We start from the raw sequence: 22,548 nt of genomic DNA on the forward strand, positions 1-22,548 counted from the left end.
AAAACCTGCCGTTGACCGGCGGGCTGGCGCACGGCTAGAACTCCTGGGTCTTGCACCGGGAGGATGCCGGGGGCTCTGCCCGGCATTGTTGAAGATCATGCCGCGTTTGTCCGCCAGTTCCATCCTGCCCGAGGGCATCACGCGGCCCGGTTTTGATCGGCAGGCGCTGAAACCCGGCATCCTGCATCTGGGGCTTGGCGCCTTCCACCGCGCCCACCAGGCGGTTTATACCGATGCGGCGCTCGGGGAAGACTTCGGCGCCTGGGGCATCGTCGGGGTCAGCTTGCGCTCGGTCGATGTGGTGCATGATCTTGCCGCGCAGGACGGGCTTTATTCGGTCATCACCCGCAGCGCCGCGGGCGATCGCCCGCAGGTCGTCGGCTCGATCGTCAAGGGCCTTTCGGGCGCTGAAAACCGCGAGGAAATCCTGGCGCTGATGGCCGATCCCGCCATCCGCATCGTGACGATGACGGTCACGGAAAAGGCTTACGGGCTTGACCCGGCCACCGGCGGGCTTGACCGCAACCATCCGGCGGTCGCTGCCGATCTCGCCGCGCCGCAAGCGCCCGTCGGCGTCGTCGGGTACATCGTTGAAGGGCTGGCGCGCCGCCGCGACGCGGGGCTTTCCCCCTTCACGGTGCTCTGCTGCGACAACCTGCCGACCAATGGCCGCATCGTCCGGCGGCTGGTGATCGAGATGGCAGGCGCGCGCGATCCGGCGCTTGCCAACTGGATTGCGGGCGAAGGCGCGTTTCCATCGAGCATGGTGGACCGCATCGTGCCCGCCGCGACCGAAGAGACCCGCGCCCGTGCCCGCAACCTGCTCGGCGTCGAAGACCGGCTGGCGCTCGATACCGAACCCTTCATGCAATGGGTTATCGAGGATCACTTCACCCTCGGCCGCCCGCGCTGGGAAGCCGGCGGCGCGCTGTTTGTCGATGATGTCGAGCCCTACGAGAAGATGAAGCTGCGGCTCCTCAACGGCTCGCATTCGATGATGGCCTATCTCGGCCAGATGAAGGGGCTCACCTACATCCGCGACGTTATCGCCGTGCCTGAATATCATGATGCCGTGCGCCGGCACATGGCCGCCGTGTTGGAAACGCTGGATCCCGTTCCGGGCGTTGATCTGGCCGCCTACCAGGACCAGTTGATCGCTCGCTTCTCCAATCCGGGCGTTGCGCATCTCACCCGCCAGGTCGCCATGGATGGCTCTCAGAAGCTGCCGCCACGCATCATGACCCCCGCCGTGGAAGAACTCTCTAGGGGTAAGGACGCGTCAGCCTTCGCTTACGTTGCGGCGGTGTGGCTTGCCTATCTCATGAGAGTGGACGACATAAACGACCCGCGCGCTGCGGAACTGAAGGCGGCCGCCGCCCGCTCGACACCGGATGATCCGTCCGCCCCGTTCTTCGAGCTTCCCGGCCTCTTCCCGCAGCCTCTTGTCAAAAACCGCGCCTGGCGCGACCTCGTCAACGCGGAAATCGCCCGCCTCTAGCCGCGGAAGGTGTAGTCGGCGATCGACTGCGGCTTCATCTCGATTGAAAAGCCCGGCCGCGTCGGCGGCATATAGGCGGCGTTGCGGATCACGCAGGGGTCGATGAAGTGCTCGTGCAGGTGGTCGACATATTCGATGACCCGGCCGTCCTTGGTGCCGGAAACGGCAAGGTAGTCGATCATCGACAGGTGCTGCACATATTCGCACAGGCCCACGCCGCCGGCATGCGGCCAGACCGGCAGGTTGTATTTCGCCGCCACCAGCAGTACCGCCAGCACCTCGTTCAATCCGCCCATCCGGCAGGAATCGATCTGCACGATGTCGATCGCGCCCTCGGCGATGAACTGCTTGAACATGATGCGGTTCTGGCACATCTCGCCAGTGGCCACCTTCACCGGCTGGATGTTCTGGCGGATCTTGCGATGGCCGGCAATGTCGTCCGGGCTTGTCGGCTCCTCAATGAAGAAGGGTTTGGCGAAGGCAAGCTTCTTCACCCAGTCGATCGCCTGGTCGACTTCCCAGACCTGGTTGGCATCGATCATCAGGTAGCGGTCCGGGCCGATCACCTCGCGGGCGATCGTCAGCCGGCGGATATCGTCTTCCAGGTCGCGGCCGACCTTCATCTTCACATGGTTGAAACCGGCATCGACCGCCTCCTGGCAAAGGCGACGCAGTTTGTCTTCGGGGTATCCCAGCCAGCCGGCGGAGGTCGTGTAGCAGGCATAACCCTCACGCTTCAGCGTCTCGATCCGCTCCGCCTTTCCGGCTTCCGCCCGGCGCAGGATCTGCAACGCGTCCTCGCGGGAAAGGACGTCCGTCAGGTAACGGTAATCGACGATGTCGGCGATCTTCTCCGGCGGCATCTCGGCCACGAGCTGCCAGACCGGCTTGCCCTGCTGCTTGGCGTAGAGATCCCAGAAGGCGTTGACCACGGCACCGGTGGCCAGATGCATGGCGCCCTTGTCGGGGCCGATCCAGCGCAACTGGCTGTCGCCTGTCAGGTGTCGCCAAAATTTTCCGGGCGCCTCGGCAAACGCCTCAAGCTCCTGCCCGACAACGAGGTGGCGCATCGCCTTGATCGCCATGCAGCAGATATCGTTGCCGCGGCCGATCGTGAAGGTAAGGCCATGACCGGCAAGGCCTTCCTCGTCGGTATCGAGAATGACATAGGCCGCGGAATAATCCGGGTCGGGGTTCATCGCATCCGAGCCGTCGAGGCTCTGCGAGGTCGGGAACCGGAGGTCGAAGACGCGAAGGTCGGTAATGCGGGTCATCGGTTTCCTCTGACGGTTCAGATGGTCCAGCCGCCATCGATGGCGTAGGCCTGGCCCGACGTGTAGGTCGCGCCGGCAAGATAAACGGCGAGTTCGGCGATTTCTTCCGGCGTGCCGAGCCGGCCCATCGGCTGGCGGGCAATGAAGGCGGCGCGGGCGGTCTCGTAATCGCCTTGCGCCTTCATCCGCTCCTGCAAGGACGGGCTTTCGACCGTGCCGGGGCAGATCGCGTTGCAGTGGATGCCCTGTGCCACGTAATCGGCGGCGACCGATTTCGTCAGTCCGAGCACGGCCGCCTTGGTGACGCCATAAGCGAAGCGGTTCGGCACGCCTTTGATGCTGGAGGCGACGGAGGACATGTTGATGATCGCGCCGTCCTGTTGGGCGAGCATGCCCGGCAGCACGGCACGGATCGTGCGGATCATCGAGCGCAGGTTGAGATCCATCGCGAAGTCGAGATCTTCGTCCTTCATCTCCAGGATCGACCCCGCATGCACGAAACCGGCGCAGTTGAAGAGGATGTCGACGGTGCCGATGCTGGCGACGCAGGCGTTCACCGCGCTTTCGTCCAGGACGTCGAGCTTTGCAGGGATCAGGTTTGCTTGCTTGGGCAGCGCGGCAAGCAGTGCCTCGTTGACGTCGGTGGCGTGAACGGTCGCGCCGGCCTCGGCGAATGCGAGTGCGGTCGCGCGGCCAATGCCTTGCCCGGCCGCCGTGACCAATGCCGTTTTTCCGTCCAGTCTGATCGTCATGGTTTTCCTCCTAAACCTGCACCGTATTCTTGCGACTTGCCGTCATACCTCGATCAGCGCCTTGACGACACCGGCAGCCGGTTCCGTCAGTTGGGCGAAGCGTTCGGGCACATCTGCAAGCGTCATTCTATGGGTGATGAGGCTCGCGGGGATCTTGCCGTCGCGCATCGCGGCCATCACACGCTCGAAATCGCTGCGTGTCGCATTGCGACTGCCGAGCAGGGTTGTCTCGCGTTTGTGAAACTCGGGATCGGAGAAGCGGATGTCGCTCGAAACAATCGAGACCAGCACATAGGTGCCGCCATGCGCGACAAAGGCAAAACCGCGCTCGATCGCCTTTGGGCTGCCGGTGGCGTCGAAAACCACGTCAAAGAAGTCGCCGCCAGTGATGGCGGATAGCTGTTCCTCGTCGTCCGCGCCGAGTTGCACCGTGGAGCCAAAGCCCAGTTGCTCGCGGGCAAAGCTGAGCCGGTCAGTGCGACCGTCCAGCAGCGTGACCTCGCCACCATCGAGACGGGCGAAGAGCGCCACGGCCAGCCCGATCGGTCCAGTGCCGGTGATCAGCACCTTCTGGCGCGGCTCGATGCGTGCGCGTGCTACCGCATGTGCGCCGATCGCCAGGAATTCGACCATAGCCGCCTGGTCAACGGAAAGCCCATCGGCCTTCACCACAAATTCTTCCGGGAGGCTCAGATATTCCGTCATGCCGCCGTCCCGGTGGACGCCGAGCACGCCGATATTGCGGCAGCAGTTGGTCTTGCCGCGGACGCAAGCATTGCAGTGACCGCAGGAGATATAGGGGATGATGCAGACGGTATCGCCGGGGGCGAGGCTGCTGCCAACGGGTGCTTCCTCGACAATCCCGGCCAATTCGTGGCCCATGACCCGCGGGTAGGAAAGATAGGGCTGGTTACCACCGAAGATATGCAGATCGGTTCCACAGACGCCGATGCGGCTAAGCCTGACCAGCACGTCACCATCGGCGCGCACCGGGCGCTCCCGTTCGATGGCCCGCAGCTTGCCCGGTTCGTCACAGATAATGGTCAGCATGGATCCTCCGGGGCTGGTGGCACGACAAAGACAGCGAGTTTTTCCTCCGCTTGCTTTAAGTGCTATTGCCGCAGCGGAAACTGGTCAAGCCAATTTCGCACGCGTGCTGGAGGTGCGGCTTTGCGGCGGCAATCTCGCGTGTTATGGTAAGGCCGCATCATCAATCTGCGGTATCTCATGAACAACATGATCAAGGGACCGGAGCCGCGTCGGCTCTATCAGCAGGTTGCGGACCAGATCCGCGGCCTGATCCAGGACGGGCAGCTTCTCCCGGGGGCGCGTCTTCCAGCCGAACGTGATCTGGCCCAGCAACTCGGCGTGTCCCGTCCCTCGCTACGCGAAGCGCTGATTGCCCTTGAAATCGAGGGCAGCGTCGAGATCCGCATGGGGTCCGGCATCTATGTGACCGCTGAGCAGGACCGTCGTCCGTGGCAACTGGGCTCGATGGGCGAAAGTCCGCTGGAACTGATGCAGGCCCGCGCGACCGTAGAGGGTGCGGTCGTTCTGCTGGCCGCGGCGCGGGTGACGCAGGAGTTCCTCGATTCACTGCGCCAGGTGCTGGAGCAGATGAAGGTGGAGATCGACGAAAACCGCAAGCCGATCGACCAGGATCGCCTGTTCCACCTTGCGATTGCCACACAATCCGGCAACTCGATACTGGCTCATATCGTCGGCGACCTGTTCGACGAGCGGCATAGCCCGATCTCGGCGCAGATCCGGGTGCGCTACGAAACGCCACAGACCTGGATTGCGGCGCTTGCCGAACACGAAGCAATCTACAGCGCCCTTGAAGCACGCAATCCGCTGCTCGCCCAGGCCAGGATGCATGCGCATCTGGAAGAATCGAAACAGAGATGGATGAACCAGGAGCCGCGGTAACACGCTCGGCTGGGAGGAATGACAATGGACATCACTGCAATCTCGCCCGTCATCGTGCTCAACCCGGTTGACGATGTCGCCGTGGCGCGCAAGTTGATCCAAGCCGGCAGCCCGACCGGCTACGGCGATGTTGTTGCGCGCGACCTGATCGGCCGCGGCCACAAGGTGGCGATCAAGCCGATCCCGGCCGGACATGAGGTGAAGAAATACGGCCAGGTGATCGGCCTTGCAACGCAGGACATCGCGGTCGGCAGCCATGTCCACCTGCACAACCTCGCCATGCTGCCGTCGGAGCATGAACACCAGTTCAGCGTCGATATCGAAGAAAAGGGAATGCTGCCAGAAGCGGAACGGCGCACCTTCCTCGGCTTCGATCGCGGTGTCGGTGGCGCGGGAACGCGCAACTTCATCGGCGTCATCTCGTCGGTCAACTGTTCGGCGACCGTATCACGCTACATTGCCGACTACTTCAACCGCATGGGCGGGCTGGACGGCTTCCCCAATGTGGATGGAGTCGTCGCGCTCACCCATGGCGGCGGCTGTGCACTCAACACCAAGTCGGAAGGTTACCGGCTGCTGATCCGCACCATCCAGGGGTATGCCAAGCATCCGAACTTCGGCGGCATTTTGATGATCGGCCTCGGCTGTGAAACCAACCAGATCGCCCCCATCCTGGAGCACTACCGGATGGAAGAGGGCGACCGGCTGCGCACCATGAACATCCAGCAGCACGGCGGCACGAAGAAAACCATCGATGCGGCGATCGCCATCATCAAGGAAATGCTGTCTGGTGTGAACGCTGCGGTGCGCACGCCGCAGCCGCTGTCGAAGCTGAAGCTTGCGCTCGAATGCGGCGGCTCCGACGGTTATTCCGGCATCTCCGCCAATCCGGCGCTGGGTTATGCGTCCGATCTCATGGTGCGCAATGGCGGCACGACGGTGCTTTCGGAAACGCCCGAGATCTATGGCGCAGAACACCTGCTGACGCGCCGCGCGGTGACGCCTGATGTGGCACAGAAGCTCCTGCAGCGGATCGACTGGTGGCGTGACTATACCGCCCGCAACGGCGATGAGCTCAACAACAACCCGTCCTACGGCAACAAGCTGGGTGGCCTAACGACCATCCTGGAGAAATCGCTCGGCGCCGTCGCCAAGGGCGGCTCCATGCCGCTGAAGGCGGTGTATGAGTTTGCGGAAACGGTGACGGAACCGGGGTTCGTGTTCATGGATACGCCTGGCTACGATCCGGTCGCCGTGACGGGCCAGGTGGCGGGCGGCTGCAATGTCATCTGTTTCACCACCGGCCGCGGCTCCGTTTCGGGCTTCAAGCCGGCGCCCTGCATCAAGATCGCCACCAACTCCGAAATGTATGAGCACATGAAGGAGGACATGGACCTCAACTGCGGCGGCATCGTCACCGGCGACGAAACGATCGAGGAGGCGGGCACGCGAATCTTCGAGGATGTGATTGCGGTGGCATCCGGCAAGAAGACGCTGAGCGAGATCTACGACTACGGCGACAACGAATTCGTGCCGTGGCAGGTCGGGGCCGTGACCTAAAAAAAAGGCAGCGACTGAGGTCGCTGCCTTTTTTCTTTCTGCTGTCTCTGGCTCGCTTAGCGAATGACCATCTGCTGCGGAGCATTCGGCTTCTTCGGCGCCTGAACCTTGACGGAAGCGGGTTCAGCCGCGGTGCCAAACAGCTTTTCACGTTCGCGCCAAAGGGCGGGGATCGACAGGAGGGCGATCGCAACAAGCGCGATGGCGGTCTTGGTCAGTTCGTCCAGCTCCGGCGTACGGCCGTCGAAGTAATAAACGAAGTAGACGATCGCGACGTGCCACACGTAGACGTAAAGCGAGTGGCGGCCGAGAAGCTGCAGGTAACGGATCGAGAAGACCCAGGTCAGCGCACCGGCAACACGGCGAACCCATTCAGCCTTGTGCTTCGGGCCGGCAATCAGCAGCCAGGTGACCAGCAGCGACATCGCGGCGAAGTTCAGGAGATAGACCGGGCCGAAATCGGCGCGGATTTCCATCGAGGCGAACTTGCCGATCATGTGCGCCGGCATCATCTCGTGTGCCGTGATGATGCGCAGCGGCAGGAAGAACAGCACCAGCACCAGGCATGCCTTCGGGATGAAGGTATTTTCCGGCGAAAGGATCTTCTTCCACTCGATCTTGCCGGCGGAGGTGAGCGCGCCAAGCACGAGTGCCGAATAGAAGACGATCTGCCAGCCGAACAGGTTGAAGGATGCGCGGATACCCTGGTCGTCGGCGCCCTTGATCATTTCGTTGATCGGGGTGGTGACCACCTGCTGCAGGCCCAGCTGGGCTGCCATCCACAACATCAGCGAACCAGCGATGACATAGTGCCACTTGCCGTCCAGCACGAGCTTCACGAGCATCGGCGCAAACAGCATGTAGACGATGTACTGCGGCAGGATGTCCATGAAGGTGGGCTGGAAGAAGAAGGTGGCGATCGCCGCCAGACGCAGCGGGTCGTCGAAATTGGTGTAGCCCAGCCAGTTGAACCAGGTCGTGTAGGCGCCCGGCAGGATCATCTGCGCGACGAGGACGGCGAGGATGATGCCCATCGCATAACGATAAAGCTCGAAGGCGCGGGTATAGATCGCGGTGCGGCCGGCCTCATAACCGTTGCGCAGCATCTTCTTGGCGTAGACCATGCCGATCAGGAGACCCGACAGGAACACGAAGCCCTGTGCGTCCTCGACGAAAGCCAGTTGGTTGTGGTTGATCTTCACCAGGAAATAGCCGCCGGCAAAGATGAGGTGGTTGAGCACCATGAAAACGAGGAAATACCCTCGCATCCCATCAATAATATCAAAGCGTTTCATCGGTCGCGGTCTCCGTCTCTGCCGGTCCCGATAGCGGCTGCCGCTCGGTCCGTAAGGCCTCTGCGGGCCAGGAAGTCACGCGCCTAAACGTCTCGAAAAGCCGGCTGGTTCCGCCAAGGATCCTCGGGGAAAGGCTCTTCATAGGCGGTTCAGGCTTCAACAACCATAAACTGTCCGTGATGACTGCCCCATGAACAAGTAAATCCTGGGGACAAAAAAGTGGGGGGAATTACTCCGCCGCGACCTGCTTGAGGCCTGCAACCTGGGTGATATAGGCGCGCATGGCGGCGGGCTTCACCGGCTTGTGCTGGACGGTGATGTCATGCCGTTCCGCCTCGCTGCGCACATCGGGCGTGCGGTCAGCGGTTATGAGGAGCGCGGTAATGTCGCTCGCGTAGCGCTCGCGCAGCATCAGGATCGCGTCGATGCCGTTGCCGTCGTCGAGATGGTAGTCGGCGATGATGATGTCCGGCGGCGGCTCATGGCTGTCCATCAGTTGCTTGAGAGCCTCGATCGAATCCGCCTTGCCGACGGTGCAGCCCCAGCCGCTGATCAACAGCGCCATGCCATCGAGGATTTGCGGTTCGTTGTCGATGCACAGTACCCGTAAGCCATTGAGCGGCTGTGAGCGCTTGCGCCGTTGCGGCTCGGCAGCGGAGGCAGGCTTGGCCGCCGCGGTATCCATCGGCACCTCGACCCGGAACACCGTGCCGCGGCCGGGGGTGGAGGCAAGCTCGACCGGGTGGCTCAGCGCCCGCGAGATGCGGTCGACGATCGACAAGCCGAGGCCAAGCCCCGTCGCGGTGCGGGCACCCTCGTCGAGCCGGGCGAATTCCTTGAACACGGTGCTGAACTTCGATGGCGGGATGCCGATGCCGGAATCCAGCACCTCGATCACCACATGCTCGCCGCGCCGCCGCGCGCCCACCAGAACCTTGCCGTCGATCGTATACTTGATGGCGTTTGACACGAGGTTCTGGATCAGGCGACGCAGGAAGTTGGGGTCAGAGCGAACCCGCAACGAGGTCGGCATGACCCGGAACGCGAGGTTCTTTTCCTGCGCTACCGGCGCAAAATCGGTCTCGATGCGGCGGAGCAGGTCGTCGAGTGGGACGGAGGTGATGCGCGGTTTCATGGCGCCGGTATCGAGGCGCGAGATGTCAAGCACGGCGCCGAGGATAGCTTCCACCGACTCAAGTGCAGAGTCGATGTTGCGGACGAGCGAGCCATTGCCGTCTGCCGTGCCGAGCCGTTCAACCAGAGCCGAGGAGTAAAGCCGGGCGGCATTCAGCGGCTGCAGGATGTCATGGCCGGCGGCTGCAAAGAAACGTGTCTTGCCCAGGTTTGCCTCGTCGGCGGATGCCCGTGCTTCGGCAAGCTCGCGATTGACGCGGGTGAGTTCGGCGGTGCGTTCGCTGACACGCTGCTCGAGGGTTTCGTTGGCTTGTTTGAGGGCGCGGTCGGCGGCCACGCGTTCGGTAATGTCGGTGAAGGTCGCAACGATGCCCTTGTCCGGCATGGCGTTGGAGCGCACTTCGATGATCCTTTCGCCGCCATTGAGGACGAGCGAGAAGGGCGCATCGAGCATGTGGAAGTGACGGATGAGATCCGCCTGGTCGCTTTCCGCCACGTCGCCACGCTGCGCCAGCAACGCCACAATGTCGGCAAGCGGATAACCGACCTGGCCGATCTGCTCCGGCAGGTCGAGCAGTGTGCGGAAGCGCCGGTTCCAGATCGTCAGCCGCTCGGAACTATCGAAGACGGCGATGCCCTGGTCCATCTGCGACAGCGCCGTCTGCAGCATGTCCTGGTTATATTGGAGCGCTTCACTCGCCTGGTCGAGCAGCCAGGCGGTGTCGGCGTTCGTGTCTTCCGCCTTCTGCAGGATCAGCGAAAGAACGAGCCGCGCAGACGAGGAGCCGATGGCGCTGCCGAGCAGCTGCTCGGAAAAATGGATCATCGCCATGTCGGCGGGCTGTTCGTCGCTGAAGGTGCGGCCGGCCGTCTGTTCGTAGTTGGAGAAGGAGCGCCGCATGCGCTCCTCGCCAAGGTAACGCGCGATGGCGGTCTTGAGGTCGCCGACGCTGACACGGGTTTTCCAGCCGCGCGTTGCAAACTGCGAACGCAGGTGCCGCTTGACGAAGATGCCCGCCTGGATGCGTTCGATCGGGCGCGGGTTGCGCGATAGAGAGCCGAGAACGAAGGCGAGCGTATTGAGCGCCAGGCTGAAGATCGTCACGTTGACGAGCGGATCGGTTTCCGGTCCGTTGAAGACTTCGGTGCCGGGGATGAGGAAGTTCAAGACCGCCGTGGCCAAGTGGGAATTGTCAGGCCCGCCAAGGCTTGGCACCAGAAGTAGGTAGGCCCAGGCGAGGAAGCCGAGGGTGAGGCCGAGGATCGCGCCGCGGGCGTTCGCCCGGTGCCAGATCAACCCGCCGAACAGTGCCGGCGCCATCTGCGCAATCGCCGCGAAGGCGAGAAGGCCGATCGAGGCAAGGCCCGACTGGCTGTCCGCCATCCGGTAATAACCGTATCCCAGCAAGAGCACGAAGAAGATCGCCAACCGCCGGATGTTGAGGAGCGTGCGGGTAAAGTCGTCGCTTTGGCCGGAGCGTGAGGCCATCAACCGCTGGCGCAGGAAGATCGGGATGACGATGTCGTTGGAAATCATGATCGACAGCGCGACCGACTCAACGATGACCATGGCCGTCGCCGCCGAAAACCCGCCGATGAAGGCGATCAGCGATACGAGTTTCAACTCGTTCGCCAGCGGCAGGGTCAGGACATAGAGGTCAGCGTCGCCGATGCCGCCGAAGGCAATCAGCCCCGCCACCGCGATGGGAAGGACGAAGATATTGATGGCAATCAGGTAGATCGGCAGCAGCCAGCCCGCCGCCCGCCGCTCCCGGGGGGTGCGATTTTCCACGACGGTGACGTGGAACTGCCGCGGCAGCAGCAGGATCGCACAACCCGATAGCAGGGTCAGGATCAGCCAGCGGCTGAGCGGCGTCTCATAGTTCATCGCCGATGTGGCGAGCAGGCTATCGGATGCCTTCTGCCAGAGATCGGCAGGCCCCTCGAACACGAGGAAGGTGAGGGTGAGCCCGACGGTAACGAAGGCCACGAGCTTGACCACCGATTCCATCGCAACCGCAAGGATCAGGCCGTCCTGGTGTTCGGTCGCATCCGTATGGCGCGTGCCGAAGACGACGGCAAAGCAGGCCATCAGCAGCGTCACGATGAGGGCGAGGTCAATGAAATAAAGGTTGCCGCTGCCGATGCCGTAATCGGTCGGATCCACCATCACTGCGACGGAACTGGAGACTGCCTTCAGCTGAAGGGCGATATAGGGTATCGCGCCGACCAGCGCGATACCGGCCACGATCATCGCGACGGTGGAGTTCTTGCCGTACCGCGCGGCGATGAAATCCGCCACCGAGGTGAGCTTTTCCGCCTTGGCGAGTTCAACGATCCGCCGGACGAGCGGCATGCCGAGCGTGAAGACGAGGATCGGGCCGATATAGATGCCGGTGAACTCCAACCCCTTGAGGGACGCCAGGCCGACGCCGCCAAAATAGGTCCAGGAGGTGCAGTAGATCGCAAGGCTCAGGGCATAAACGAGGGGGCGTCCCTGTTTCGGCACGCCGAACCGACGGCTATGCCGGTCCCCGAAGCTGGCCACGGCGAAGAGCAGCAGGATATAGGCAAACGCCGAAACGAAAATGATCCAGCCCGGAACCATCCATCCTCACCACGATCGTGCGGAATGTCCTGCACGCTTCCACGGCGTTTTGCCGCTGCCTGAGTGCGAACATTACGGGAAAAGCATGTGCTTGGAAATCGGAGCCGTCTCGTCCAAAAGTCCAATGGGAAGGCGCGACGCGAATATCGTCTTTTCAGCGGCGCGGGACGCGTTATTTTAACATCTTTAAAGTGATCGCAAAACGGGGGCTCCCAGAATGTCAGTTGTCAGCGAATTCAGATCATTCATCGCCAAGGGGAATGTCATTGATCTCGCAGTCGGTATCATCATCGGCGGCGCGTTCACCGGCATTGTCAATTCGCTGGTGAATGACATCGTCATGCCGGTCGTGGGCGCCGTCACCGGGGGCGGCTTCGACTTCTCGAACTACTTCCTGCCGCTTTCGAGCGCCGTCACCGCGCCGGCCCTGGAAGAAGCCCGCAAGCAGGGTGCCGTGTTTGCCTACGGCAGCTTCATCACCGTCTTCATCAACTTCCTGATCCTGGCATGGATCATCTTCCTGATGGTCAAGGCCGTGAACAAGCTGCGGGCCATGGAAGCCAAGCAGCCGGCCGACGAAGCGCCTGCACCGCCGCCGGCGGACGTGCAACTGCTGACCGAAATCCGCGACCTGCTCAAGGCGAAGTGATTTTTTGATCACGCCCTGAGGATTCATCATCGGAATCGATGATGTGCTCAATGATAGTCATGGGATTTCCAACTGCGCTTGCGCTAGAAAAAGCGAAACTCGCTTAAGGGAATCTCATGTCGATCATCAGCAGTCTCAGCCCCCGTGCCGTCGCGGCGCCGGAAAGCGGCATTGTCGAAGTCATCAACTACGCGCGCGGTCGCGAAGGCCTGATCCCGCTATGGGCGGGTGAAGGCGACCTGCCAAGCCCTGACTTCATCAATCGCGCCACAACCGAGTCGCTGGCGGCCGGCGAGACCTTCTACACCTGGCAGCGCGGCATTCCCGAACTGCGCCAGGCGCTGTCGGATTATTATGCCCGCCACTTCTCGGTGTCGCTGCCGGTCGAGCATTTCTATGTGACGGGCTCGGGCATGCACGCCATCATGCTGGCCGTGCAGGCCGTTGCATCGCCCGGTGACGAGATCATCTACCTGTCGCCGACCTGGCCGAACATCATTTCGGCCATCGACATTTCCGGTGCCCATTCGGTCGGCCTGCCGCTCGATTTCGTCGGTGGCCGCTGGGCGCTCGATCTCGCCAAGCTTGAAGCCGCGATCACACCGAAGACCAAGGGCCTCTTCATCAACACGCCGGCGAACCCGACCGGCTGGACCGCAAGCCTCGAGGACCTCAAGGCGATCCTCGCGCTTGCCCGCAAGCATGGCATCTGGATCATCGCCGACGAAATCTACGCCCGCTACTATTACGCCGGTGCGGCGCGCGCGCCATCCTTCCTCGACGTGATGGAAGAGGGCGACCGGATCATCTTTGCCAACTCCTTCTCCAAGAACTGGTCGATGACCGGCTGGCGTGTCGGCTGGCTCGTTGCTCCGCCGGAAATGGGCCAGGTGATCGAAAACCTCGTGCAGTACTCCAACTCGGGTGTTGCGCACTTCCTGCAGCGCGGCGCGGTGGCGGCGCTGAACGATGGGGATGCATTCGTGCAGAGCAATATCGACCGGGCAACCCAGGCCCGCGATATCCTCTGTGATGCGCTGATTGCCACCAATCGCGTCCAGACCCTGAAGCCGGACGGCGCGATCTACGCCTTCCTGAAGGTCGACGGCATTACCGACAGCCGAAAGGCCGCGCTCGACATGGTCGACAAGATCGGCGTGGCGCTGGCGCCAGGATCGGCCTTCGGCAAGGGTGGCGAGCTGTTCCTGAGAGCCTGCTTCCTGCGCAATCCGGCGCATGTCGAGGAGGCGGCACGACGCCTCGCCGACTACATCAAAGGGCTCTGATCCCGGTCTGGGACGCTTTCGATAAAAGTCGAATAATTCGGTAGAGAGCCTGTTTTCTCTACCTCGACATAAACCCGGCGGAACCGCCGCCGGGTAAGCATTGCTGAAGAACGGCCGTGATTTTCTCCTGCAAAACATAAGCAGGGAAGAAAAACATGGCAGTCCTGGTTACCGGCGGTGCAGGTTACATCGGCAGCCACATGGTATGGGCGCTTCTGGATGCGGGCGAGGAGGTGGTCGTGGTCGACCGCTTGTCCACCGGCTTCCGCTGGGCCGTGCCGAGTGCGGCAAAGTTCTACTTCGGCGATGTCGGCGACCAGGCGATCCTGCGGCAGATTTTTGCCGAGAACAATATCGACGCCATCCTGCATTTTGCAGGCTCGATCGTGGTGCCGCAGTCGGTCGCCCATCCGCTCGATTATTACGAAAACAACACCAGCAAGACCCGGATCCTCGCGGCCGCTGCCGTCGATCACGGCATCAAGCATTTCGTGTTCTCCTCCACGGCTGCTGTCTACGGCGACCAGAAGGATGACGTGCCGGTGCTGGAGAGCGTCACGCCGCAGCCGAAGAACCCATACGGCCAGTCGAAACTGATGTCGGAGATGATGCTGCGCGATGCCGCGGCAGCGCACGACTTCCGCTTCGTGGCGCTGCGTTATTTCAACGTTGCAGGCGCCGATCCGCTCGGCCGCGCGGGATTGTCGACGGAAGGTGCGACCCACCTGATCAAGATCGCCTGCGAGGCTGCGCTAGACAAGCGGCACGGCGTTGATGTCTACGGAACCGACTACGCGACGCCGGACGGAACCGGTATCCGCGACTATATCCACGTGACGGACCTTGTTGAGGCGCATCTGAAGGCCTTGAGCTACCTGCGCCGTGGCGGCGAGCCACTGATTGCCAATTGCGGTTATGGCCGCGGTTATTCGGTTCTCGAAGTGCTCGATGCGGTGATGCGCGTCAGCGGCAACCGGTTCGAGATCAACTACGGGCCGCGCCGCCCGGGGGACGCCGCAAGCGTCATCGCCAACTCGACGCTTGCCCGCCGGCTCCTGGAATGGAAGCCGCGCCACGATGATCTCGATCTGATCGTCGAAACGGCGCTGAACTGGGAACGGGGGCTCATCAACCGCAGGGTCAACGACCTGCGCTCGCTGCATGGGCGGCTGGCCGCGGTGCGCTTCTGACCACAAGAAAAAAGGGAGAGCCGCGGGCTCTCCTTCGCATTTTCAGGTTCTATCCTAATATTAGTGGATGACCTTGACCACGGTGCGTGTCTGCGGATCCACGATCACGCGCTGCTCGCCAACCACGGCGTAGGCATATTTCGGGCTGTCCGGAACCGGCGTCACCACGACGGCTTCCGGCAGCGGCTTGCCGACAACGATCTCTTCCTTGACGACGACGTCCGAGCTCGGTGCAGGCGCCGTTTCAACATAGCTGACGACGCGTTCCGGCGGCGGATCGATTGCGGTACCGGCTGCGGCGCCAACGATGCCACCCACGGCCGCGCCAACCGGGCCGCCGACGATGGCGCCGGTCACCGCACCGCCTGCTGCACCATTGACCGTGCTTTGCTGCGCCGAAGCCGCGGGGGCAAGAACGCCAAGCACTGCGGCGGAAAGAATGATGATCTTGGTCTTCATGTCGTGTCTCCTTTGACTGTTTCAGGTGGCGCGCATATCGGCGCCATCTCTTCAGTGTCGAGGCATCAGTCGGTTTTGGGTGCAGGCGCCTCGACCTTCGGCAGGCTCACATCGATGCTGCTGTTGCGGCCGCCGAGGTATCCTCCTTCGTAAAGCAGGAACCCACCTGCGATGATGAGGATCAGGATGACCACGGCGATGGACCAGCCGCCGCTGTTAATCTCGCGGCTCGCTGGCTCTTCGTCGGGCATGATCTTCACCAATCCACTGCCCTTTAAGCCGTTACGATGTAGACGACTTCGTAGGTGCCGGGCTCGACGATGACGATCCGGCCGTCGGCAAGCACGAAGTATTCGTAACCGCGATAGGCAGGAACGATCTCGATGATGCGCGGCGGAAGCGGATGCAGTTCAACCGTCTTCGGCACGGCCACGCCGACGCTGACATCCACGTCGATATCGACAGGCTCGACCTTGCTCTCAACGATGATATTGCGAACTTCGGTGCGCTGTTCAGTCGTGATGTTGATGCTGCCGGTGGTTTCGTTCGACGGGCGCTCCGCGGCAGCCTGGTCGTTGTCGGACTTGTCTTCATCCGCCTTCTGAGCACTGTCAGTCGCCTTGCGGTCAGTCTTGGTGGAGTCGGTTGCCGTCTCGTTTTCCTTGGTGGTGGAATCCGAAGACTTCTGCTCAGCCGTGTCGCTCTGCTTCGTCGCGTCGGCACCGGCGCTCTGGCTGTCAGTCTTCATGGTCGGATCAGCCGAACCGGTCGAACCCTGTGCCTGGTCCTGCGCCTTCGGTGCGTCGGACTGCGGTGCGGCGCCCATGTCCTGCGACGGCTGTGCCTGCGTAGCGTCGCCGGTCGAATTCATGCTGCCGGATGCACCGGCACCGGCCGAACCCTGGCCGGGGATGATTGGAGCGGCAGATTGGCCGGAGCCTTGACCGGACGCCTGACCGGAGGTTTGTGCAAAGGCGGGCGCAACGATTGCCGTGGCTGAAAGTGTCGAGCCAGCAAGAAGCGCTACCGCGAGTGTGTGTTTCGGTGAGAGTTTCATTGTCTTCCTCGTCTTGTTCTATTTGCTTGCGAGGCTCGTTCTTGAGCTGCAATACGCCGACCAAACGTCGCCTTTCGCGACCCTGTTCCTGCAAACGGGCTTCAGTCGGTCGCACACGGGACCTTGGGCCCAAAGGGCCTGGGCCTTTGGTCCGATGGGGTGGAAAAGCAGTCTTGAAAAGGGTTCGGCTGGGAACATCAGGCCGATGAAGCGCTTGCTCCTGCAGCACAACAGGAGGGTATCGTCATGGACGAGAACAGCGTTTTTCAAGCGAGGTGGATATTGCTCCCGATGGCGGGCTTGTTTGTCTGCATGACCGCCATCGGCGTCTGGGCGGGCTAAGGTGATCGGGCCTGTGGCCTTAGAGATGATCGCGCTGAGCCGAGCGGTCGCGGGCATCGCGCAGCGCGAGTGCCGCTTCCGTGCGGTTGGTGACCTTCAGCTTTGACAGGATGCGGGTCATGTGGTGCTTGACGGTCTTCTCGTGGAGATCGAGCTCGCGCGCCACCCGCTTGTTGCTCAAGCCCGATGCCACGAGCTGCAGGACCTCATGCTCGCGCTCGGTGAGCTCGGCAAGCGGGTCTTCCTTCTCTTCCGGATCCGGCAGGTTGGAAAGTCCGGCAATCAGCCGGGCAGACAGGGCAGGGGACACGTAACTTTCGCCTGCTGCAACGGTGCGAACCACATCTGCCAGCCCACGCGAGCCGACGCCCTTCAGCACGTAACCCTTGGCGCCAAGCCGAAGCGCCTTGGAAATGTCCTCGCTTGTTTCCGATACGGTGAGCATGACGATCTTCAGTTCGGGGCACTGGTCGAGCGCCTCGCGAATGGCTTCCAACCCATTGCCGGGCATGGAAATGTCCATCAGCATGACATCGGGACAGAGGTCGCGGACAATCCGCACCGCGTCGTCGCGCGACCCACCTTCGCCTACCATCTCGAATTCGGGAATGTCGCTCAGACTGCGCATGACGCCTTCTCGAAAAAGAGGGTGGTCGTCCACAACCGCGATCTTGATCCGATTCATGATGCCTGCTCCATGTCCTGCACGTTCAAGGACATCTGCACCGTGGTGCCGGTGCTTGATGTTGTTATGTTAAATGTTCCACCGAGGCTTTCGATCCGTTCCCGAAGGCCCGCGAGGCCGAGACCGCCCGGCCGGATGGTGTCCGGATCAAATCCCGAGCCCGCGTCAGACACTTCGATCACCACATTGCCGCTGCGCATCGTCTGCCGCACGGCCTGGCCAACACCGCCGCCATGGCGAAAGCTGTTGTTCAGCGCCTCCTGCACGAACCGGTAGATGCAGATCTTAGCCGAGGGCGAGATGGCAAGCGGCGCTTCAGCCATGGTCAGCGTCACTTCGGTGCCGGTCCGCTGACGGTGGGCGTTCACCGCGCGCCGCAGCACGTCCGGCAGTTCGGCGGTTTCGATCTGCGGAAGAACCAGCCCGCTGCAGATGCTGCGGATCTCGTCCATCGCCTCGTCCAGCCGCGCCTTGATGCTGGTGATCTCTTCCTCGCGCCTGGAGGCAGGGGTCTGGGGGTCCGTCAGGGTCTCGCTGTCGACGCGAAGCGCCGCATAGGCGACGAGCTGGGCCGGCCCGTCATGGAGATCGGCGCCGAGGCGGCGCAGGTAACTTTCGTTGAGCGCCGTTGCCCGTTGCGAGGCGCGCTGGGCGCGGGCATGCAGCGCCTTGTTCTGGGCCAGCAGTTCCGAAAGCTCCGTCACCCGCTGCTTCAGTGCCGCCCGCTGGTTGTCGATCATGCGGCTGCCGCGAAAGACGATGGCAGACAGAAGAAGAAAGAAGGCGAGCGTGACGCCCGCAACGGCAAGCCAGCTGCGCAGCTGCGCCTGGTAAAGACTCTGCTGGAAACCATCGGCCACCTCATAGAACTCGGTGACGGCGACCACTTCACCCGACCACGGCTGGAGGATCGGGTTGTAGATTTCGAGAAGCGGCCGCTGCAGTGCCCGCTCGGTTTCGCTTTCCTGGTCTTCGATCGGCCCGAAATGCGCAACCATCTGGCCGGAAAAGGCCTGCTGCAGATCCTCGCTCGGGCCGAAGCGCTTGCCGACCATGTCCTTGTCGGTCGAATAGAGCACCGTGCCATCCGCCCGCCAGAGCCGGAAGGAGATGATCTTGCCGCCAAGCGCACCCTGGTTGAAGGTTTCGTCGAGTGCGCGGGTGGTAGCATCGTCGAGCGTGTTGCTGGTTTTCATGTCCGGAAGCAGCGGCGCGATGATGCTGTCGACGTAAAGCGCGGTGGAGGCGGCGGAATTTCGCGTGACCGCCGCTTCGATCAGGCTGGTGACAAAAGCGCCGACCAGCAGCATGGCGGCAAGCGACACCAGCCCGCCGGCCAGGAGGAACTGGCGTGCAAGCGACTGATTGTTCCAGCGATCGAGCACTGCGCTGAGCTTCAATGGGCACCGGCATGTAACGTCAAGCTCGCAGATCGAGCCGATGCCACGTAACGCCTGACAGGGTCAGAGGTTGCAGGAGTGTCTGTGCTGAGGTCGCTATGCCGCCCAGCCATTCGCCTCAGCGCGGAACCGAGCGGGCGCAATCCGGCGCGGTCGATATACGCACGCCGTCCGGCCGACCGCGGTTGCCGCCGCGCTTCCCGTAGCCGTCGATGTCGTAATAGGAGCGGTAGACCCGGCGGATCTGCGGATCATCCAGCCACCGGGACGCCGCGGCGAGCGCCTGTCGCGGGGTGCAACCCGCGCGACCATACCGTCTTTCGCTGTGGCGTTCGCGGCGGAACTCGCGGTAATCCGGTGCCTGGGCGTATTCGTCGCCGTTGTAGCGCTCGATGTACCCGCCGCCTCTGATGTCGAACTGTGCCTGCGCTGCTGTCGGTGCGTATACCAAACCCAAGACGGCGGAAACACATATGCCTGCAAACATTCCCAACGAACTGCGTATCATCGCGCATCCTCCTCCAGATTTGCCAGTAGCTGCATTCTGATCCATCGAAGATGAACCGGGGCAGAACAAAGTCAAATGTCCAAACCGACGACGTGTATAATGGAGAACTCTCGCAAATCTGGGGATCCAGGTCGCAGATCGCATCGTGTATCGCTATCGCATGCGGTGTCGGCATTGCTTTGCTCACCCAGATTACGCGATGGTAAACCTGTGGAGTCTGAGGACATGAGGGCAGGGGAATGGGTCTCTTGAAGAAGTTTGCCAAGGCGGTCGGATGGGACCTCGCGGTAATCAAGAACTACCATCACCTGCCAGCCTTCCGGCGCCAACGCGCGGAATGGCTTCGGCAAGGCGGCAAGATCACCCGCAAGTTCATGATCCTGGGGGACTACGAAGACAGCGCAGGAACGGCCAAGGGCCATTATTTCCATCAGGACCTGCTTGTCGCGGGGTTTGTTCACGCCAGCAATCCGGAACGGCATGTCGACGTCGGCTCACGCATCGACGGGTTTGTCGCCCACGTCGCGTCCTTCCGTCCGATCGAAGTCTTCGACGTGCGCCCACTGCCCCCGACTGCTCACAAGAACATCGTTTTTCGCCAGGCCGACCTGATGGGAGAATGCGGGGCCGAGATCACTGACTCCCTGTCCTGCCTCCACACGATCGAGCATTTCGGGCTCGGGCGTTATGGCGACCCGATCGATGTCGACGGCCACCTGAAGGGGATCGCCAATCTCGTGGCGATGGTGAAGAAGGGCGGAACGCTCTACATCAGCTTCCCGATCGGCCGGAACGACGAGGTTCATTTCAACGCGCACCGGGTCTTTCATCCGACCAGCATCCTCAGCTACGACGTGGTTCGCAATAGCCTGGCGCTTCAGCGGTTCGACTACGTCGACGATGCCGGTGACTTGCATCTGGATGTCGACTTGGCAACGAACGTCCCAAGTGTCCGGTATGGCTGCGGAATCTACACCTTCCGCAAGCAGGGCTAACTTCAACGGTGATTGGAAATCAAACTTGATAAGAGCAGCTTTCGTTTCGTCGTCCCCGGGATGGGACTGGCGGCGCCAGTTCCCCGACCGGGTGCCTGAATGGGACGGCGTGCGTTTTTCATTCGAGCCCAAAGAGCCAGCCTATGATGTGCTCTTCGTTTATGACGCCGTACCTCACGATATGAAGCTGCCAACGGCCGGCTTCCGGGTGTTCATCGCTTCGGAGCCAGCAGCCATCAAGCAATACCTGCCGCGCTTCCTGGCTCAGTTCGATCTCGTCCTGACAACAGACGCGCAGACGGTGCATCCTAACATGCGGGTTACGCAGCCCGGGGTGGTCTGGCACGCCGGTGCCTGGGACGCGTCAGGCGCATTGAAATCAGTCGGCACGAACTGGAACGATTTCGCGCAACTGCGCCCGGCGAAAACCAAGCAGATTTCGATCGTGTCTTCGAACAAGGCCTATACGCAGGGACACCGCGACCGGCTGCAGTTTGTCGAGCGTGCAAAGGCGTACTTCGGTGATGAACTGCATGTCTTCGGGCGCGGCATCAATACCTTCGCCGACAAGCTCGAAGTGCTGGAGGACTATCGTTACCACATCGCGCTTGAGAACTCGGTGTTTGACCACTATTGGACCGAGAAGCTAGCAGACCCGTTTCTGACGCTGACCTATCCGCTCTACCACGGCAGCCAGAATGTCCATGACTACTTCCCGAAAGAGTCGCTGACGCGGATCGCTATCAGCGATGCCGATGGCGCGATTCGGATCATCAAGCGCATTCTTGAGTCTGATACCGCGGAACGCTCGCTGCCTTACCTGGAAGAGGCCCGCCGTCGCGTGCTGAACGAACACAACCTGTTCTCGATCCTTGCCGGTGTCGCCAAGGATGTTGCTGGGCAAAGGGGCACAGTACAGGTTCAAGGCAAGCAGCCAAAGCTCAAGCCGGAAAGGGCCTTCAGGCCGAAGGGCGCAAAGCTTCGCAACTCTATCGCCAAGCGATTTGTGAAGGTGGCGAGGTTATTCCAATAGTCATGCAGGCGGTGCAGGATCTAGGCACCGGTCAGCCGCTAAATTGACCCTCCTGCTGCAGCTCATGACTCGGACAGCACACGCGATGCGGAGAACAACATGAAGTTGACGCTAGACGCTATCCTGACGCAATACTTGGCTCGCCGCCGTCTGAAGCTGATCGATGACGATCTTCACCAGAAAGTCTTCGGCACGCGTTACCCGAAGCAGGTGGCATCGTTCCTGCGGGAATTGTCGCACGAGGAGGTCGGAGAGGCACTTCGGCTGATCCCGAAGTCACGGTCTCAGATCCTGCAGGACGATTTCGTGCTGCTGCAGAGCCAGCTCAAGACCGGTGGTTATTTCGTCGAATTTGGTGCCACGAACGGCGTCGACCTCAGCAACACCTTCCTGCTGGAGAAAGAGTTCGGCTGGAGCGGCACCCTGGCCGAGCCGTCCAGGCAGTGGCATGCTGAGCTACGGAAAAATCGCGGATGCCACGTCGAAACCGACTGCGTGTGGCGCGCTACGGGCGAGACGCTGCAGTTTCGGCAGGCCGACGAACGGGAACTCTCGACGATCGCTGCCTTTTCTGGCGGAGATGCTCATTCGCAGGCAAGGCAACTGAGCATCGAATATCCGGTCACACGATTTCCCTCAACGACATGCTGCGCAAGTACGGTGCGCCGCGGCAGATCGATTACCTGTCGATCGATACTGAAGGTAGCGAGTTTGACATCCTGCAGGCCTTCGATTTCGGCGAATACGAGTTCGGCATCATCACCTGCGAGCACAATTACACGCCACAGCGTGAAAAGATCCACGATCTTCTGGTGGCAAATGGTTATGTCCGGGTATGGGAAAAGGTATCGCGCTTCGACGACTGGTATATACGCACCTGACACGCCAATACGA

21 protein-coding genes are annotated in these 22,548 nt (G+C 61.8%); 9 read left to right on the forward strand and 12 right to left on the reverse strand.

Going from position 1 to position 22,548, the window contains the following annotated elements; genetic code table 11:
* Positions 1 to 97 precede the first annotated feature (97 nt).
* Positions 98 to 1,498, forward strand: a complete 1,401-nt coding sequence (locus CYG48_RS00720; protein WP_118851408.1) for a mannitol dehydrogenase family protein — start codon at positions 98 to 100, stop codon at positions 1,496 to 1,498.
* On the opposite strand, the gene CYG48_RS00725 is transcribed toward CYG48_RS00720, so the two are convergent.
* Genes CYG48_RS00725 through CYG48_RS00735 form a run of 3 tightly spaced genes read right to left on the reverse strand, consistent with a single transcriptional unit; the run spans position 1,495 to position 4,574 of the window.
* Positions 1,495 to 2,772 (reverse strand): L-fuconate dehydratase, encoded by a 1,278-nt coding sequence (locus CYG48_RS00725; RefSeq protein ID WP_118848632.1) that lies wholly within the window; start codon positions 2,770 to 2,772, stop codon positions 1,495 to 1,497. The two genes, CYG48_RS00720 and CYG48_RS00725, sit on opposite strands and share 4 nt — an antisense overlap.
* A gap of 17 nt (positions 2,773 to 2,789) precedes the next feature.
* A complete protein-coding gene (locus CYG48_RS00730; RefSeq protein WP_118848633.1) occupies positions 2,790 to 3,524 on the reverse strand; it encodes an SDR family oxidoreductase in 735 nt (244 codons plus the stop codon).
* Positions 3,525 to 3,566: 42 nt separating this feature from the next.
* Complete coding sequence (locus CYG48_RS00735; protein ID WP_118848634.1) at positions 3,567 to 4,574, reverse strand: zinc-binding alcohol dehydrogenase family protein; 1,008 nt, start codon at positions 4,572 to 4,574, stop codon at positions 3,567 to 3,569.
* Positions 4,575 to 4,751: 177 nt separating this feature from the next.
* Between CYG48_RS00735 and CYG48_RS00740 the strand changes: the two genes are divergently transcribed.
* Positions 4,752 to 5,453 carry a FadR/GntR family transcriptional regulator gene (locus CYG48_RS00740; protein ID WP_118848635.1) on the forward strand — a complete coding sequence of 234 codons (702 nt, stop codon included), beginning with the start codon at positions 4,752 to 4,754 and terminating at the stop codon, positions 5,451 to 5,453.
* Between the two features lie 24 nt (positions 5,454 to 5,477).
* Complete coding sequence (locus tag CYG48_RS00745) at positions 5,478 to 7,013, forward strand: UxaA family hydrolase (RefSeq protein WP_118848636.1); 1,536 nt, start codon at positions 5,478 to 5,480, stop codon at positions 7,011 to 7,013.
* 56 nt (positions 7,014 to 7,069) lie between these two features.
* Here CYG48_RS00745 and CYG48_RS00750 read toward each other — a convergent pair whose 3' ends face one another.
* Both CYG48_RS00750 and CYG48_RS00755 read right to left on the reverse strand, forming a co-directional pair.
* The gene (locus CYG48_RS00750; RefSeq protein WP_118848637.1) at positions 7,070 to 8,308 is read right to left on the reverse strand and encodes an OpgC family protein; all 1,239 of its coding nucleotides are present in this window, start codon (positions 8,306 to 8,308) and stop codon (positions 7,070 to 7,072) included.
* Positions 8,309 to 8,537: 229 nt separating this feature from the next.
* Positions 8,538 to 12,050, reverse strand: coding sequence for a hybrid sensor histidine kinase/response regulator (locus CYG48_RS00755; RefSeq protein ID WP_118848638.1), 3,513 nt, complete (start codon positions 12,048 to 12,050; stop codon positions 8,538 to 8,540).
* Between the two features lie 217 nt (positions 12,051 to 12,267).
* Between CYG48_RS00755 and mscL the strand changes: the two genes are divergently transcribed.
* From mscL to galE, 3 genes are all read left to right on the forward strand, one after another.
* The gene (gene mscL / locus CYG48_RS00760) at positions 12,268 to 12,699 is read left to right on the forward strand and encodes a large conductance mechanosensitive channel protein MscL (RefSeq protein WP_118848639.1); all 432 of its coding nucleotides are present in this window, start codon (positions 12,268 to 12,270) and stop codon (positions 12,697 to 12,699) included.
* 116 nt (positions 12,700 to 12,815) lie between these two features.
* The gene (locus tag CYG48_RS00765; protein WP_118848640.1) at positions 12,816 to 13,985 is read left to right on the forward strand and encodes a pyridoxal phosphate-dependent aminotransferase; all 1,170 of its coding nucleotides are present in this window, start codon (positions 12,816 to 12,818) and stop codon (positions 13,983 to 13,985) included.
* A gap of 155 nt (positions 13,986 to 14,140) precedes the next feature.
* A complete protein-coding gene (gene galE, locus CYG48_RS00770) occupies positions 14,141 to 15,175 on the forward strand; it encodes a UDP-glucose 4-epimerase GalE (RefSeq protein WP_118848641.1) in 1,035 nt (344 codons plus the stop codon).
* A gap of 60 nt (positions 15,176 to 15,235) precedes the next feature.
* Here the strand turns inward: galE and CYG48_RS00775 are convergent, their stop codons facing one another.
* From CYG48_RS00775 to CYG48_RS00800, 6 genes are all read right to left on the reverse strand, one after another.
* Positions 15,236 to 15,634, reverse strand: coding sequence for a DUF1236 domain-containing protein (locus CYG48_RS00775; RefSeq protein ID WP_118848642.1), 399 nt, complete (start codon positions 15,632 to 15,634; stop codon positions 15,236 to 15,238).
* Positions 15,635 to 15,699: 65 nt separating this feature from the next.
* Positions 15,700 to 15,885 (reverse strand): hypothetical protein, encoded by a 186-nt coding sequence (locus CYG48_RS00780; protein ID WP_150132675.1) that lies wholly within the window; start codon positions 15,883 to 15,885, stop codon positions 15,700 to 15,702.
* Positions 15,886 to 15,908: 23 nt separating this feature from the next.
* Positions 15,909 to 16,691, reverse strand: coding sequence for a DUF1236 domain-containing protein (locus CYG48_RS00785; protein ID WP_118848644.1), 783 nt, complete (start codon positions 16,689 to 16,691; stop codon positions 15,909 to 15,911).
* 361 nt (positions 16,692 to 17,052) lie between these two features.
* The gene (locus tag CYG48_RS00790; RefSeq protein ID WP_118848645.1) at positions 17,053 to 17,721 is read right to left on the reverse strand and encodes a LuxR C-terminal-related transcriptional regulator; all 669 of its coding nucleotides are present in this window, start codon (positions 17,719 to 17,721) and stop codon (positions 17,053 to 17,055) included.
* A complete protein-coding gene (locus tag CYG48_RS00795; RefSeq protein WP_118848646.1) occupies positions 17,715 to 19,118 on the reverse strand; it encodes a sensor histidine kinase in 1,404 nt (467 codons plus the stop codon). The genes CYG48_RS00790 and CYG48_RS00795 overlap by 7 nt, the downstream gene beginning before the upstream one ends.
* Positions 19,119 to 19,236: 118 nt before the next feature.
* Positions 19,237 to 19,626: a hypothetical protein gene (locus tag CYG48_RS00800; protein WP_150132676.1), complete on the reverse strand. Its 390-nt coding sequence runs from the start codon at positions 19,624 to 19,626 to the stop codon at positions 19,237 to 19,239.
* Between the two features lie 239 nt (positions 19,627 to 19,865).
* Between CYG48_RS00800 and CYG48_RS00805 the strand changes: the two genes are divergently transcribed.
* Positions 19,866 to 20,621 (forward strand): DUF268 domain-containing protein, encoded by a 756-nt coding sequence (locus tag CYG48_RS00805; RefSeq protein ID WP_118848648.1) that lies wholly within the window; start codon positions 19,866 to 19,868, stop codon positions 20,619 to 20,621.
* Positions 20,584 to 21,654 carry a glycosyltransferase family 10 domain-containing protein gene (locus tag CYG48_RS00810; RefSeq protein ID WP_199925170.1) on the forward strand — a complete coding sequence of 357 codons (1,071 nt, stop codon included), beginning with the start codon at positions 20,584 to 20,586 and terminating at the stop codon, positions 21,652 to 21,654. The genes CYG48_RS00805 and CYG48_RS00810 overlap by 38 nt, the downstream gene beginning before the upstream one ends.
* 276 nt (positions 21,655 to 21,930) lie before the next feature.
* On the opposite strand, the gene CYG48_RS22325 is transcribed toward CYG48_RS00810, so the two are convergent.
* On the reverse strand, positions 21,931 to 22,104 hold the full coding sequence (locus tag CYG48_RS22325) for a hypothetical protein (protein ID WP_199925171.1): 174 nt from the start codon (positions 22,102 to 22,104) through the stop codon (positions 21,931 to 21,933).
* A 194-nt stretch (positions 22,105 to 22,298) separates the two neighbouring features.
* Here CYG48_RS22325 and CYG48_RS22330 point away from each other — a divergent pair, with 194 nt between their 5' ends.
* Positions 22,299 to 22,535, forward strand: a complete 237-nt coding sequence (locus CYG48_RS22330) for an FkbM family methyltransferase (RefSeq protein WP_199925172.1) — start codon at positions 22,299 to 22,301, stop codon at positions 22,533 to 22,535.
* Positions 22,536 to 22,548: the final 13 nt, after the last annotated feature.

Origin of the sequence: Neorhizobium sp. SOG26, assembly GCF_003491345.1 — a bacterium.
In the GTDB taxonomy this organism is placed as follows: domain Bacteria; phylum Pseudomonadota; class Alphaproteobacteria; order Rhizobiales; family Rhizobiaceae; genus Neorhizobium; species Neorhizobium turbinariae.

Excerpts from the sequence above, each read along its gene's own strand:
- CYG48_RS22330 (WP_199925172.1), top strand. The coding sequence starts at position 22,299 with ATGCTGCGCAAGTACGGTGCGCCGCGGCAGATCGATTACCTGTCGATC.
- CYG48_RS00800 (WP_150132676.1), bottom strand. The coding sequence starts at position 19,626 with ATGATACGCAGTTCGTTGGGAATGTTTGCAGGCATATGTGTTTCCGCC.
- CYG48_RS00740 (WP_118848635.1), top strand. The coding sequence starts at position 4,752 with ATGAACAACATGATCAAGGGACCGGAGCCGCGTCGGCTCTATCAGCAG.
- CYG48_RS00785 (WP_118848644.1), bottom strand. The coding sequence starts at position 16,691 with ATGAAACTCTCACCGAAACACACACTCGCGGTAGCGCTTCTTGCTGGC.
- CYG48_RS00730 (WP_118848633.1), bottom strand. The coding sequence starts at position 3,524 with ATGACGATCAGACTGGACGGAAAAACGGCATTGGTCACGGCGGCCGGG.
- CYG48_RS00780 (WP_150132675.1), bottom strand. The coding sequence starts at position 15,885 with ATGCCCGACGAAGAGCCAGCGAGCCGCGAGATTAACAGCGGCGGCTGG.
- CYG48_RS00810 (WP_199925170.1), top strand. The coding sequence starts at position 20,584 with ATGGCTGCGGAATCTACACCTTCCGCAAGCAGGGCTAACTTCAACGGT.
- CYG48_RS00720 (WP_118851408.1), top strand. The coding sequence starts at position 98 with ATGCCGCGTTTGTCCGCCAGTTCCATCCTGCCCGAGGGCATCACGCGG.
- CYG48_RS22325 (WP_199925171.1), bottom strand. The coding sequence starts at position 22,104 with ATGCCACTGCCTGGACGGCTCGGCCAGGGTGCCGCTCCAGCCGAACTC.
- CYG48_RS00805 (WP_118848648.1), top strand. The coding sequence starts at position 19,866 with ATGGGTCTCTTGAAGAAGTTTGCCAAGGCGGTCGGATGGGACCTCGCG.
- CYG48_RS00725 (WP_118848632.1), bottom strand. The coding sequence starts at position 2,772 with ATGACCCGCATTACCGACCTTCGCGTCTTCGACCTCCGGTTCCCGACC.
- CYG48_RS00745 (WP_118848636.1), top strand. The coding sequence starts at position 5,478 with ATGGACATCACTGCAATCTCGCCCGTCATCGTGCTCAACCCGGTTGAC.
- mscL (WP_118848639.1), top strand. The coding sequence starts at position 12,268 with ATGTCAGTTGTCAGCGAATTCAGATCATTCATCGCCAAGGGGAATGTC.
- CYG48_RS00750 (WP_118848637.1), bottom strand. The coding sequence starts at position 8,308 with ATGAAACGCTTTGATATTATTGATGGGATGCGAGGGTATTTCCTCGTT.
- CYG48_RS00765 (WP_118848640.1), top strand. The coding sequence starts at position 12,816 with ATGTCGATCATCAGCAGTCTCAGCCCCCGTGCCGTCGCGGCGCCGGAA.
- CYG48_RS00755 (WP_118848638.1), bottom strand. The coding sequence starts at position 12,050 with ATGGTTCCGGGCTGGATCATTTTCGTTTCGGCGTTTGCCTATATCCTG.
- galE (WP_118848641.1), top strand. The coding sequence starts at position 14,141 with ATGGCAGTCCTGGTTACCGGCGGTGCAGGTTACATCGGCAGCCACATG.
- CYG48_RS00775 (WP_118848642.1), bottom strand. The coding sequence starts at position 15,634 with ATGAAGACCAAGATCATCATTCTTTCCGCCGCAGTGCTTGGCGTTCTT.
- CYG48_RS00735 (WP_118848634.1), bottom strand. The coding sequence starts at position 4,574 with ATGCTGACCATTATCTGTGACGAACCGGGCAAGCTGCGGGCCATCGAA.